At 57.6% G+C, this 13780-nt stretch carries 14 protein-coding genes; 5 read left to right on the forward strand and 9 right to left on the reverse strand.

Annotated elements, in window-relative coordinates; translation table 11 throughout:
• Position 1: 1 nt before the first annotated feature.
• Positions 2–1051 carry a cytochrome c oxidase subunit II gene (gene coxB, locus ACZ1GS_RS14600; protein WP_472698156.1) on the reverse strand — a complete coding sequence of 350 codons (1050 nt, stop codon included), beginning with the start codon at positions 1049–1051 and terminating at the stop codon, positions 2–4.
• A gap of 256 nt (positions 1052–1307) precedes the next feature.
• On the opposite strand from coxB, the gene pyrE reads away from it, so the two are divergent.
• The 5 genes from pyrE to ACZ1GS_RS14625 are packed head-to-tail and all read left to right on the forward strand — an operon-like array spanning position 1308 to position 5048.
• Complete coding sequence (gene pyrE / locus ACZ1GS_RS14605) at positions 1308–1889, forward strand: orotate phosphoribosyltransferase (RefSeq protein WP_472695897.1); 582 nt, start codon at positions 1308–1310, stop codon at positions 1887–1889.
• 11 nt (positions 1890–1900) lie between these two features.
• Positions 1901–2635 (forward strand): pyridoxine 5'-phosphate synthase, encoded by a 735-nt coding sequence (locus ACZ1GS_RS14610; protein ID WP_472695898.1) that lies wholly within the window; start codon positions 1901–1903, stop codon positions 2633–2635.
• On the forward strand, positions 2632–3036 hold the full coding sequence (gene acpS / locus ACZ1GS_RS14615; RefSeq protein WP_472695899.1) for a holo-ACP synthase: 405 nt from the start codon (positions 2632–2634) through the stop codon (positions 3034–3036). Before ACZ1GS_RS14610 ends, acpS begins: the two co-directional genes overlap by 4 nt.
• Positions 3037–3048: 12 nt before the next feature.
• Positions 3049–3978 (forward strand): signal peptidase I, encoded by a 930-nt coding sequence (gene lepB, locus ACZ1GS_RS14620; RefSeq protein WP_472695900.1) that lies wholly within the window; start codon positions 3049–3051, stop codon positions 3976–3978.
• A complete protein-coding gene (locus ACZ1GS_RS14625) occupies positions 3975–5048 on the forward strand; it encodes an AI-2E family transporter (protein WP_472695901.1) in 1074 nt (357 codons plus the stop codon). The genes lepB and ACZ1GS_RS14625 overlap by 4 nt, the downstream gene beginning before the upstream one ends.
• Before the next feature lie 4 nt (positions 5049–5052).
• Here ACZ1GS_RS14625 and argC read toward each other — a convergent pair whose 3' ends face one another.
• The 8 genes from argC to ACZ1GS_RS14665 all read right to left on the reverse strand — a co-directional run bounded on the left by argC (position 5053) and on the right by ACZ1GS_RS14665 (position 13732).
• Positions 5053–5985, reverse strand: coding sequence for an N-acetyl-gamma-glutamyl-phosphate reductase (gene argC, locus ACZ1GS_RS14630; protein WP_472695902.1), 933 nt, complete (start codon positions 5983–5985; stop codon positions 5053–5055).
• Between the two features lie 9 nt (positions 5986–5994).
• Entirely contained in the window at positions 5995–6933 is a 939-nt protein-coding gene (locus tag ACZ1GS_RS14635; protein WP_472695903.1) for a C40 family peptidase, read from the reverse strand.
• Positions 6934–7091: 158 nt separating this feature from the next.
• Positions 7092–8513, reverse strand: coding sequence for a leucyl aminopeptidase family protein (locus ACZ1GS_RS14640; protein WP_472695904.1), 1422 nt, complete (start codon positions 8511–8513; stop codon positions 7092–7094).
• Between the two features lie 43 nt (positions 8514–8556).
• Positions 8557–10068 (reverse strand): flavin-containing monooxygenase, encoded by a 1512-nt coding sequence (locus ACZ1GS_RS14645; RefSeq protein WP_472695905.1) that lies wholly within the window; start codon positions 10066–10068, stop codon positions 8557–8559.
• Positions 10069–10123: 55 nt separating this feature from the next.
• The gene (locus ACZ1GS_RS14650; protein ID WP_472695906.1) at positions 10124–11665 is read right to left on the reverse strand and encodes a flavin-containing monooxygenase; all 1542 of its coding nucleotides are present in this window, start codon (positions 11663–11665) and stop codon (positions 10124–10126) included.
• 91 nt (positions 11666–11756) lie between these two features.
• Positions 11757–12512, reverse strand: a complete 756-nt coding sequence (locus ACZ1GS_RS14655) for a glucose 1-dehydrogenase (protein ID WP_472695907.1) — start codon at positions 12510–12512, stop codon at positions 11757–11759.
• 112 nt (positions 12513–12624) lie between these two features.
• Positions 12625–12804 (reverse strand): hypothetical protein, encoded by a 180-nt coding sequence (locus ACZ1GS_RS14660; RefSeq protein WP_472695908.1) that lies wholly within the window; start codon positions 12802–12804, stop codon positions 12625–12627.
• Between the two features lie 133 nt (positions 12805–12937).
• Positions 12938–13732 (reverse strand): hypothetical protein, encoded by a 795-nt coding sequence (locus ACZ1GS_RS14665; RefSeq protein ID WP_472695909.1) that lies wholly within the window; start codon positions 13730–13732, stop codon positions 12938–12940.
• Positions 13733–13780: the final 48 nt, after the last annotated feature.

The following is a 13780-nucleotide window of genomic DNA, read 5'->3' on the forward strand; positions in this document are numbered from 1 at the left end:
CTTAATTCACAGCGGCGGCTGCGTCAGCAGCGGCTTCTGTTGTATCCGTTGATTCTGCGTCACCCGCAGCGTCGGCTGTTTCCGCTTCGGCTTCCGCCTCTGCTTCGTCGCCTTTGACGGTACCGCCATTGGCGCGCACCCAATCATTAAACTTGTCTTCCGGCAGGACCTCGACCGCGATTGGCATGAAGCCATGGCGGGCACCGCACAGCTCGGAACATTGGCCGTAATAGACGCCAACCTTGTCGATCTGCAGCACCTTCTCGTTGATCCGTCCCGGAACCGCATCGAGCTTGAACCAGGCGGCCGGGATAGCAAAGCTGTGAATCACGTCCGCGCCGGTGATCAGCATCTTGACCGGCTTGCCGACCGGAATAACCATCCGGTTGTCGACGGCGAGCTGAAACGGCTCGCCGCGCGCATCCGCCTCATCTTCGGGCAGCATGTTGGAAATGACTTCAAAATCGCCATTGTCGGGATAGCTATAACCCCAATACCATTGGTATCCGGTGACTTTCACGGTCAAAGCGTCTTCCGGCGCTGGCTCAAATTGCTTGGCCAGCAGGCTGATGGACGGCACCGCAATGACCAGCAGGATCAGAACGGGAATGACCGTCCAGACAATTTCAATGAAGGTGTTGTGGGTGGTCTTGGACGGTTCCGGATTGGCACCGCGCCGAAAGCGGACCATCACGATGAACAGCAAAGCCAGAACGAACAGGCAAATGACGGTCATGATTGGCAGCAGGATAGCGTTATTGATCCATTTGGCCTGGATACCGGTTTCGCTGACCTGGTCCTGAAAATCGATTCCGCCCTGCACCGGCATGCCGACCCCTTCGGTCGGTTTCATCGGTGTGTACAGCGCTGGATCCAGGCCTGACGCGGGCGCCGCTTCAGCCGCTGCTTCCGTCGTTGCTGCCGGATCAACCGTTGCCGCAACAGGAGCCGCTTCCGCGCCTGGCGCTGCCGGCAACGCGTCTTGCGCACTGACCGCAGCGGGCGTGAGAATCAGCCCCAATGCGAGAATCCATGCTTTCACATTATGAATCATTACTTGCTCAACCTTAATTTAAGCCCCGTTTTTCGGCCTTTTTCTGACATTACCGTCTCCAGAACTTCTGGTAAACATGCCCCTTAGGGCATTGGGTTGTCGTCCCTGAAACAGGCCGTTGGTCGCGGCTTATAAGCAGGGTTGTCGCAAGCCTCAAGCTACTCTACGCATATTTTTGAACTTTTTGGACTTTCAATGCATCGACATTGAACCCATTTTGGATGTTATAGCCACATAAGACGGATGAAAAGCTTTGAAAGAGAACGAAATATTGACAGAATTCCGGGCTAGCGACGCCCTGCTTGATGGGCATTTCATTCTGTCATCCGGCCTGCGCAGCGCCCAATATCTGCAATGCGCCAGGGTGCTGATGAACCCTGCGAGAGCCGCGCGATTGACTGATGCGCTGGTGGCCAAAATGCCCGCCGCTATCCGCGACGCCATCGACATTGTCGTTTCACCAGCCATGGGCGGCGTGATTGTCGGCCATGAAATGGGACGGTCGCTGGGCACCGAGGCGATTTTTCTTGAGCGTCCGGAAGGCACATTTGAATTGCGCCGGGGATTTCGGCTCGAACCCGGTCAGAAAGTGCTGATGATGGAAGATGTCGTCACCACCGGCCTGTCATCCCGCGAAGCGATTGCCGCGATTACCGCGGCGGGCGGTGACGTGATTGCCGCCGGGGCGCTAGTCGATCGGTCCAACGGAGCCGCCCGGTTTGACGTGCCGTTTTTCCCGCTGATCGCGCTGGCCGTGCCTACTTATGCCGAAGATGCGCTGCCCCCCGAACTGGCAGCCATTCCGGCGAGCAAACCCGGCAGCCGCAAGGCCTGAGGCGGGACAGAATGACAACCCCCACTCCTCTCCGCCTCGGTGTTAATATCGACCATGTCGCAACCATCAGGAATGCCCGGGGTGGCGACCATCCCGAACCGGTGCGCGCGGCCACCATGGCCGCAGAAGCCGGAGCCGATGGCATTACCGCCCATTTGCGCGAAGACCGCCGTCATATTCGCGACGATGATCTGCTGACGTTGATGGATATGTTGACCATCCCGCTCAATCTGGAAATGGCCGCCACGGACGAAATGCTGGCCATCGCGCTGCGTCATAAACCCCATGCCGCCTGCATCGTGCCAGAAAATCGCGCAGAACGAACCACCGAAGGGGGGCTCGACGCCGCCGGACAGCATAACCGGCTGACCGATTTCGTCGGACAGCTGCGGGAAGCCAATATCCGGGTGAGCCTGTTCATCGAGCCCGATCCCCGTCAAATTGAAGCGGCCATTCATCTCGGCGCTCCGGTCGTCGAATTTCACACCGGCCACTATGCCGAAGTCAGCGGTGCGGAGCGCGAAACGGAGTTGCGCCGGATCAGCGATGCCGCGGCGCTGGCGACAAAAAACGGAATCGAGCCCCATGCCGGTCATGGCCTGACCTTTGACAATGTCACCCCGATCGCCGCCATCCCGCAACTGGCGGAGCTGAATATAGGGCACTTCCTGGTCGGTGAAGCGATCTTCTCGGGACTGGACGGCAGCATCCGCCAGATGCGCGCGCTGATGGACGAAGCCCGGTGATCATCGGACTCGGCTCTGACCTGTGCAATATCGAGCGCATCCAGAATTCGCTCGACCGCTTTGGCGCACGCTTTGAAAACCGGGTCTTTACCGAAAAGGAACGCGCCAAGGCCGCGCGCCGGCCCTATACAAAGGCGGGCACCTACGCCAAACGCTTCGCCGCCAAAGAGGCCTATTCCAAGGCGGTGGGGACCGGGTTTCGGGCCGGGGTGTTCATGAAAGATATCGGCGTTATCAATGCCCCGAGCGGCGCACCGACGCTTGCTCTGACCGGCGGGGCAAAAAAACGGCTCGACGCTATAACTCCGGCAGGATATGAGGCGCTTGTTCATCTCACACTCACTGACGATCATCCATGGGCGCAAGCATTCGTAATTATCGAAGCCGTGCCTTCCGAATAAAGGGCAGCTTCCATGGCGGTTGAAGAAGAAAAGCAGGATATGGCACTGGATCAGGCAGACACGAGCGCCCCCAAATCAGGCCCGACCGACAGCGCGGACGAAAAAACCGACTGGATCGGCGAAGCCAAAAGCATTGGCTTGCTGTTGCTTGCCGTGCTCGCGTTTCACAGCCTGGTCGCGAAACCTTTTTACATTCCTTCGGTATCGATGATGCCCGGATTGCTCGTCGGCGACCGGCTGATTGTCAGCAAATATGCCTATGGCTGGTCCTGGGTCTCGCCCACATTTCACATCCTGCCGCGGATGGAAGGCCGGTTGTTCGGATCCCTGCCGGAGCGCGGGGACATCGTGATCCTGACGCCAAAAGACCAGAGCAGCGACTATATCAAGCGCGTCATCGGCTTGCCGGGTGATACAATCGCATTGCGCGGCGGACAGGTCTTTCTCAATGGCGTCCCGGTCAATCAGGAAGTCCAGCCGGATCTCAGCCTGCCGATTGACGCCAACGCGCCTTGCGGTGACCAGGAATTTCCCGGCTTGAAGGACACGGATGAAGCGGGCAATTCGGTCTGCCGCTTGCCGATCCTGCGCGAAACCCTGCCCAATGGCGTCAGCTATGATATTATCGATCTCGGCCCGCAATATACTGATGATATCGAACCGATCATCATCCCGGAGGGCCATGTCTATCTGCTCGGTGACAATCGCGATCTGTCGGCGGACAGCCGGGTCGCGAGCCCGCTGGGTCTCAACGGCACCATCCCGTGGGAGAATATTGGTGGCCGCGCGGAATTCATAACCTTCTCGCTCGATGGTTCCACCACGCTCAATCCGCTGAGCTGGATCGGATCCTTTCGCAGTGGCCGGGCCGGTTCGAGCCTGCGACCTGAAGTGGGCGTGCAAACTGCGCCCATGGACAATAGCGCTGCACCGGAAGAATGACCGAAAAGCCGCGGAAGACAGAAAAACCCGGCCCGTCCGAACTGCACGATCCGGCGCTCAAGCGAGAATTTAAGAAAGCCGCTATCTGGATCGGCATTGCGGTTGCGGTCTATCTGATCGCGATATTGGCGCAGCCGATCCTGCTGATCATTGGCGGCCTGGTCATTGCGACCATATTGGACGGTGGCACCCGGCTGCTCGGCCGGGCCTTGCCCATTCACCGCGGATTTCGTCTGGCGATCGTGGTCCTGACCGGTTTCTCTTTCCTCGCCTGGACCGTCTGGTTGACCGGGTCCCAGTTGTCCGAACAGGTCGCGATTTTGCAAGTCACGCTGGAAAGCCAGGTTGATCGGATCGGTGACTGGGCCGCACAAATTGGCCTGACAGCAACTGCCGATGATCTGAAAGAACTGGGGCAGCAGGTTCTCGGCAGCGTCGGACAAGTCACGCGCGCGGTGACCTCGGTGATCGGCACGGTTGCCAGTCTCGTCATGATGATCGTGCTGGGGGTATTTATCGCCGCCGAACCACGTCTTTATGAGCGCGGCTTTGCCTGGATGCTGCCACTCGAAAGCCGTGATGAGTTTTACCGCACCACCGCAAAAATCGGCTGGACCCTGCGGCGTCTGATGGCCGGCCGGTTGCTTGGCATGTTTGTCGAGGGTGTCGGAACCTGGCTGTTGCTGTTGCTGGCCGGCATTCCAATGGCGGCCATTTTGGGTGTGATCACCGGATTGCTGGCCTTCATTCCCAATATCGGTTCACTCGTATCGGGTATATTGATCGCACTGGTCGGTTTCTCAGTGAGCACCGAAACCGGAATTTACGGTTTGATCATCTGGCAGGTCGTGCAGATTATCGACGGCAATTTCATTGTACCAATGGTCGCCAAACGGGCGGTTGATCTGGCTCCCGCCCTGTTGCTCAGCGCGCAGATCCTGCTCGGCACGCTGTTCGGCATTCTCGGACTGGCACTGGCCGATCCGATTATCGCGATGATCAAGGTGTTTCTGGAACAACGGTCAAAACAGGACGACAAGCCCGACCCGGTCATCCTCGAAGGCCACTGATCGTCTACAGACGCAGGCCCAGCGTTTCATCGAGACCCGCCATGATATTGAGATCCTGTACGGTGCTGCCGGCTGCGCCTTTGCCGAGATTGTCCAGCCTGGCCACCAGCCGGACCTGGTCACCCCTTTCATTGGCGAAAACATAGAGCTCCAGTCGATCCGTAGCCGGCCCGTTTTCATTGAGCAGCAATTCGGTCATGTCCTGACCGTCATGCACGCCGACAATAGCCGATCCCTGATAATGGTCCTGCAACGCCTGGAGCAGTTCGCTCGCCTTGCGCCCGCCACCCATGGCCGCCAGATTGAGCGGAACTTCGACCACCATCCCGCGATAGGCGCGGACGACGGAAGGGGCGAAAATCACATCATGAACGAGGCCGGCATGGCGCTTCATTTCCGGCATATGCTTGTGGTCCAGCGTCAGCCCGTAGCTCCGGAAGCCAATATCGGACTCTTGCGCGAACCGTTCAATCAGCGCTTTGCCACCACCGGAATAGCCGGACACCGCATTGACCGAGTAGGGCCAGTCGGCGGGCAGCAGACCGTCGGCAATCAGCGGTGCGACGAGTCCGAGAAAGCCGGTCGGATAACAGCCAGGATTGGAGACGAACCGCGCATTGGCAATTTTTTCGCGCTGCCCTTTGCGGAATTCAGCAAAGCCGAACACCCAGTTATCGGCCGTGCGATGGGCCGATGACGCATCGATCACCCGCGTGCGATCATTATCGATCAGCGCGACCGCCGCTCGCGCGGCTTCGTCTGGCAGACACAGAATGACAAAGTCGCTGTCGTTGATCGCAGCACGCCGCGCATCCAGATCTTTGCGCTGATCATCGGGCAAAGTCTGGATCGCAAATTCGGGCCGAGACGCGAGCCGGTCGGCAATTTCAAGGCCGGTCGTTCCTGCAGCGCCATCAATGAAAAGGCTATGTGTCATGACCGGTTGCTAGCGCAAACGCCGCCGGGCGAGGACCGGCTCGGCGACATCGTCACCAAAGCGCGCAACCACATCGGCGAGCGGCTCGGAAATGACCTGCATCCAATGGATATTGGCATGAATAATATCCTGATCATTGGCCATGATGCCGACATGATCAGGGAAAAAGACAATATCGCCGCGCTGCAGAGGCTCTTCCGCCGGGATTTCTGTACCAACCGATTGCAACTGCTGATCCGCGTCGCGCGGAACCGCCGTACCGGTCAGTCCCAAAACGGTCTGGATAAGGCCGGAGCAATCCAGTCCGTCTCCGCTGCGTCCACCCCACAAATAGGGCGCGCCAATCAGCTGTTCGGCAAAATCGACGGCGCTGTTACGCCCGTCAAAAACCAGTTTCGCACCAATTTTCTGGACATGCCGGACATGGACAAAGCCCTTGCCGGATTTCAGAAAATTGCCGCATTCGCTGGCTTCACCGCACGCGATCCGCGATCCCATGGGCAGGCGTTTCATCACCCCGGCCTTGATATCCGGTTCGATGAAAATCAACGCGGCGCGAGCGGATACCAGATGCGTCGGCTCGGCAGTTTTGCGCTGATGCTGCAGCGCGTGGACGGGAATATAGCCGACATAGCCGTCATGGACACAAAAGCCCCAGGCCCAGTCTCCGACCACATCGAGCATATGAAAATCTTCGCCATGGAGCAGCTCGGTCACCGCCACATGATCTTTGCCGCCCTGTTTGCGGATCATCGCTTTCGGCGCCGCGCAGCGCATCGGCAAGGCTTCGGCATAATGGGGGGAAAACAGCTTTCCAGCCAGTGCAATATCGGCGAGATCACCGCGATGAGCGGTCACGCGGGCATCAAATTGTTCTTCTGGCCCGTGCAACGAGAATTTCGTGCGTTCCGGCAGATTGGCTGCCTTCATATTTCCGGCAATGTTCATTACTCTGTCTACCCCAGTTTCCATGGTGCGATTGCGATTGCCCCATCACCATGGAACTCCATTTGCAAGCCGTCCATCGATTATGACAATGTCATGACAGCGCGCCTTAACCGAGAAACGGCCACGGGATCAAGTTGCGACTGCTGACGCCGTCCTGGTCAAGCCGCGAAACGCGCTTTCAAATAATGCCAGCTGGCACGCAAACCGAGGGCCTCGCCGCCCTTTGGGCGCCCTGGCTTGCTGGCTGGGCGCCACGCATAAGTGTCGAAATGGGCCCAGGAAACGCCGTCCGGGACAAATTTCTGCAGGAACAGCGCGGCCGTGATACAGCCGGCAAAGGAACCCGGTGCGACATTATTGGTATCCGCGATTTGACTGTTGAGGCGATATTCGTACCGCGCCCATAGCGGCATCCGCCACAGTGGATCATCTTCATCGTCTCCGCCATCGAGCAACGCGCTGGCCATCGCGTCATCATTGCAGAACAGCGCAGGCATGTCCGGCCCGAGCGCGACCCGCGCGGCCCCGGTCAATGTCGCAAAATCCAGAATAAGCTCCGGCTCTTCTTCACCCGCAAGCGTGAGGGCATCACCCAGCACCAGTCGGCCTTCCGCATCGGTATTGCCAATTTCAACGGTCAGACCCTTGCGGCTGTGCAAGATATCACCCGGGCGCAGGGCATGGCCGTCAATTGCATTCTCGACCGCCGCCACCAACAAGTGCAACTGCACCGGTAATTTCGCCTCCATCACCAGCTTGGCCAGCGCGATCGCATGGGCGGCGCCGCCCATATCCTTTTTCATCAGCAACATGCCGGCCGGTGATTTCATCGACAAACCGCCGCTGTCAAAGGTCACACCTTTGCCGACAATGGCAATTTTCGGATGGTCCGCCTGGCCCCATTTGAGTTCGATCAAGCGCGGGGCATGGTCGCGCATGGCCGCCTTGCCAACCCCATGGATCATCGGGAAATTCTTTTCCAGCGTATCGCCGCGCGTGACCTTGAGATCAGCGTCATGGGCGCCGGCCAGCTTCTCGACAATATCCTCAAGCTTGTCCGGCCCCATATCGGCCGCTGGCGTGTTGACCATATCGCGGACCAGCGCGGTGGCTTCGGCCTGGCGAACGGCTTCGTCGACCTGCGACAGACCCTCTTTCAACAACAGGACGCTTGGTCCCTGTTGATCGGAGAGGTCCTTATACTGATCGAAAACATGCTGGGGGATCAGCCAGCCGAACAAGGCGCCTTTCGGGCTGGCTCCGGCCAGACGGTAGTTGCCCTCGGGCAGCTTGCCACCCAGTTTCGCCAGGGACCAGGGATCCAATTGCTTGTGATTGACGACACCGGCGACCACCGTGAAGTCGCTCTGTTCGCTTTTGTCCTGCTTGTCGGTTTTACCGGACGCGGGCAGAATCAGATAGGAGTCCGGATTGGCAACAAATTTATAGGCATTCACAATGCTGCGGATACTCTCGGGCTGCGCCTTGAACCAATCCTCGAAATTGTGAATATCCAGGATCTGGATGGTCCGCGCCGGCTGGCCTTTATCGGCCTCTATCAATGTCTTAAAGTCTGTCATCCCTATCCTATAGACTCACAAAAGCGGAAGCGCGAGACTCTATTCAGGCGGGCATGCTCTCGGGTTCGACGCTCGGCTCTGCGGGAGTCCGGTCATCGGGCTGCGCCTTGGTAAAAACCATGACGCCATCATCGACGGCCTTGTGGCGCAAATTGATAATATCCTTGGGATAGTTTTGGTTCAGGCGCCATGGCTTGCGATCGCCCTGCTTGGGCAGATCCTTGATGGCGCGCTGAACGTAGCCAGAGGTAAAGTCCAGCATCGGCTCGGTGCTGACCGATCCGTCCGCCGGCAAGGTTGGCGTTGCAATCGGCGTGTTGTTCCTGTCCATGTAATTGACCAGACGACAAATATATTCACTCGTGAGATCCGCCTTTAGCGTCCAGCTGGCGTTGGTATAGCCCATGGTCATGCCGAAATTGGGCACGCCGGAGAACATGACGCCTTTATAGTTGATCGTATCGGCGAAATTGACCGGGCTGCCATCAACGGTGATCGTCGCACTGCCGCCGGTGAGCATTTTCAGGCCGGTTGCGGTGACGATGATATCCGCTTCCAGGCTGGCACCCGATTGCAGCAGGATGCCATCTTTGGTGAAATTTGCGATCTGATCGGTGACGATGGACGCCTGGCCTGACTTGATCGCGGCAAACAGATCGCTGTCCGGCACCAGACACAGGCGCTGGTCCCAAGGATTATAGTCCGGCGTGAAATGAGTCATGTCGACACCCTCGCCCATTTCTTCCTTGACCATGTCGAGAATACGCTTCTTGAACATGCCCGGCTTGTTGCGGGCGAGATTGAAGGTGAACAACCCCCAGAGCACATTCTTCCAGCGAGTCACCAGATAGGCCAGCTTGTTCGGCATGACCTTGCGGAACCGCAGGGCCCATTTGTCCTCGCCGGGCAGCGAGACGATATAGGTTGGCGACCGCTGCAACATGGTGACATGGCTGGCTGTCTCCGCCATCGAAGGGACCAGGGTGACCGCCGTTGCGCCGCTGCCAATCACTACAATCTTCTTCCCGGCATAGTCGAGATCATCAGGCCAGAATTGCGGATGGACTACCTGTCCGGCAAAATCCGCCTTGCCGGGGAAGTCGGGATTATGGGCTTCGTCATAGCTGTAATAGCCGGAACACATGTGCAGGAAATTGCATTTTATGATGCTGCTCTGTCCGTCATTCGCGGACAGCGTCACCGTCCACAGCGCCTCGGCGCTGGACCAGCTGGCATTCACGACTTTCTGGTTGAAGCGGATCTTGTCGCGCAGCTGATATTCATCGACGGTTTCGTTGAGATAGGTCAGTATCGACGGCGCATCCGCGATTGCCTTGCGAGCGGTCCAGGGTTTGAAATTATAGCCAAGCGTGTACATGTCGCTGTCCGATCGGATGCCGGGATATTTGAACAGGTCCCAGGTTCCGCCCAGCCGCTCCCGCGCCTCGACAATCGCCACGCTCTTGTTGGGGCAGCGTTTGGAAAAATGGACAGCAGCGCCAATACCCGACAGGCCAGCACCAACGATCAGAACATCGACAATTTCATCATTCATGCACAGCCACTACTTACATTGATGTCAATATACAAGGCTTTTGCCAAAATCGCTGTTATTCAGCAGCTTCCAGCGCAGGACTGTCATCCCGATCCGCAGCAGCGCTATTCGGGCCGTAAAACTGGATTACCCGGTCATCTACCGGATCATTGAGCAAAATCTTCTTGTCGAAAAGATAGTCCTGATTGAGCTTCCATGGCATTTGCGTGCCATTGCGCGGCAGTTCGTCGAGGGACCGCTTGATATAGCCGGAAGAGAAGTCAAACAGTTCTTCCTGCTCAATTTCCTTGCCCAGCACCGGATTGGCAATCCGGGTCGCCGTGGCATCCATATGGTTGAGCAGGCGGCAGGTATATTCCGAGACAATATCCGCTTTCAGGGTCCAGCTCGCATTCAGATAGCCGAACACGATCGCCATGTTGGGAATGTCTGAGAACATGCAGCCCTTGTAGTAATAATGATCCGGCCAGTGTACCGGCTTGCCATCCACTTCAAACGCGACCTTGCCGGCCACGGCCAGTCGTAGCCCGGTTGCGGTGACGAGAATATCGGCATCCAGCGTTTCCCCGGATTTCAGCTTTATGCCATCGGCGGTGACGCTTTCGATATGGCCGGTTTTGACATCGGCGGTACCGGCGCTGATCGCCTTGAACATGTCGCTGTCCGGAACCAGACAGAGCCGTTGTTCCCAGGGACCGTAAGGCGGCGTATAATCCGCCTTGTTATATTTGTCACCGAGCTCTTTCTTGAGCGGTTTCTCAAGTTTCTTGACGATTTTTTCCGGCTTGTTCCGCGCCATGTTGAAGGTCAGGTCCTGCATCTTCACATTTTTCCAGCGGATAATATTATAGGCCCATTGTTCGGGCATGATCTTGCGCAGGAAATTGGCGAGATAGTCCTTGGCCGGGCGGGCAAAATACCAGGTCGGGGTCCGTTGCAACATCGTCACATGCGCCGCCTTTTCCGCCATGACCGGAACAATCGTTACGGCGGTCGCGCCGCTGCCGATGATCACGACTTTCTTGTCGCTATAGTCCAGATCCTTGGGCCAGAATTGCGGATGCACGACATCGCCCTTGAAATTTTCCAGCCCGGTTATCTGCGCATCATAGGGATTGTCATAGTCATAATAGCCCGCCCCCATATAGAGGAAGTTGGCGTGAACAACGCTCTGGCTGCCATCGGATTTTTCCGCGGTGACCGTCCAGCGCGCCGCTTCACTCGACCAGCTCGCCGAGAGCACCTTGTGGCCAAAATGAATGTGCTTTTCCAGATCATGCTTGGCCTTGATCCGGTGGAGATAGTTCATGATCGACGGACCGTCGGCAATCGCTTTCTGTTCGGTCCAGGGTTCGAATTTGAAGCCCAGCGTGTGCATGTCCGAGTCGGACCGGATGCCAGGATATTGGAACAGGTTCCACGTCCCGCCAATCTCGTCACGCCGCTCCATCAGGGCAAAGCTTTTGCCGGGGCATTTGTCGCGCAGGTGAACCGCCATGCCAATGCCGGAAATCCCCGCACCAACGATCAGAACATCGACCGATTCCACTGCGTTTCCATCCGTCTGCCCGCTTTGCTCTTTTACTTGCGTTGCCATTGGCCGTCTCTCCCAGCTATGCTCCGGTTATGCCATTCTCGCGACAAGGTTGCAAACGGCAATTTAATTGCCCGGTTAAGCCGGCGGTCCGCTAGATGCTGAGGCCGCCATCGACCGCAAAAGCCGCTCCGGTAGCAAATTTGCTTTCGTCCGATGCCAGATAGACGATCAGATGGGCGACATCATCGGGTTCGCCCATATGCCCCACCGGTTGAGCGAGTGCGAATTGCTCCGCGGTTGCCGCCGGATCCGGTGTGCCGTCGATGACGCTCTGAACATTGGGCGTCATGATCGTGCCCGGCAGAACCGCGTTGACCCGCACGCCATTTTTCTCCCGCGCGCAATAAAGCGCGATGGATTTGGTCAGCATGGGGATCGCCGCCTTGGCCGAATTATAGGCCACCAGATCGGCGCTGGCGTTGATCGCCGCGGCGGATGAAAAGTTGATCATCGAGCCACCGGTCTTGCTCATCAGATCCATGGCGGCCTTGCAGCCGAGAAAGATCGAATCGACATCGACAGTGTAACAGCGGCGGAAATCTTCGTAGCTGACATCGGCAATCGATCCGAACACCGTCACGGCCGCATTGTTGACCAGCACATCAAGCCGCCCATGGTCCGCCTCGACCTGCGCAATCACATCGGTCCAGCGGTCCGGATCCGTCACATCCTGTTCGAGAAAGCTAACCCGCTCCCCCAGCGCCTCGGCGGTCTGCATCCCCGCCTCGACATTATGATCGGTGATGATCACCCGCGCGCCTTCTTCCACTAGCCGCGCCGCTGCCGCCTTGCCGAGACCCATTGCGCCTCCGGTCAGCAATATGATTTTGTCCTGTACCCGCCCCATGTTCATTCCCTTCGCCGATGGTTGCTATCGCTGCGGGATGATCACATCGGCGGCGCGCTGGCAATGACCAGAATAGATAGACCCACGGGCGCGGGTCCAGGCCGCCCGGCTATCACCGTTTCTTGGCGATTTTCAGCTTGTCCTGCTTGGCCCGTTTCTTGATCGATTCCTCGCTGCGGGTCAGCGCCTTGCTGATCGCTTTCAAGGTCATGCCCTTTTTGGCAAAGGCATGAAGCTTCTGGATTTCCTCGGACGTCCAGGGATGTTTGTGGCGTTCAAATCGATCTTTCATGGTCATCGCCTATCACGGCTGCCGAGCTGCGGCCAACCCTTCCTGGCTTCGAATGGCCGACAAATGCCGACCACGCTCCGGAAACTCCAACAGTCGCCTGTGTTTCAAGACCGTGTCCGGTGGAGACGGAGGGCTAATCCTTCTTTTCTGTCATCAATTTCAGCAGGTCAGCGGCCAACCGACCCCTTTTCTCCCCCGCGATGGCCGTCCACTTGTCATAGGCGATTTCCGGGGCATCATATGTTCCGCCATCTCCAACTTCGAATTGCCGTCCAAATTCACCGTCTTTTGCGGGACGTTCTTTGGTGGTTCCATGGGTCAAGCCATATTGGATATGATGCATGCCGCCGAAACAGAGAAATTTCTTGTCAAAATTGACCGCGCGGGCGCCCGCATTTCTGAGGTCCAAACGCACCACCAGCGTTGCAATCCTCGTCTTCATATCTTCATCCATTTGGTGCGCATAATCCAATGCACCGGGAAACAGCGCCATTATTTTCTGCGCTCGACCAGCCGGAGCAGACGAGTCCTGGCAACGCGCGCCGTCAATATCGATTATCGACAGCGTAAAAAGCAACATCGCCACAGCGGTTTGTCTGATCTGGTCAGACTGTGGACCATCGAGTTGGTCGACCATCTGCCACAAGCGCGCGCCATATAGCATCGGGAAATAGGCCGAACGGCTGTTCATGCTCTTTCTTTGCAGCCACAGCATATCCGGATCCTGCATCGCCTGGGATTCCGGCACATTGATCCGCTCGCCAATCGCAAGATAGTCAGCGGCCTCGGCCAGTTTTTCCAACTGTGCATATCGGTCAACCGCTTGGGCATGGCCTTCTACCAACGCATCTTCGGCATCGGGCGAGGCATCCGTCGCGGGATTGGCAGGAGACGATGCAGCGAGCAGAAAGGTAAGCAGAAAGGACATTTAAATTCCCAGATTTGTTCGGAGACGGGCGATGGACAATGCCTGAGA

It is taken from the genome of Parasphingorhabdus sp. W113 (genome assembly GCF_055693205.1).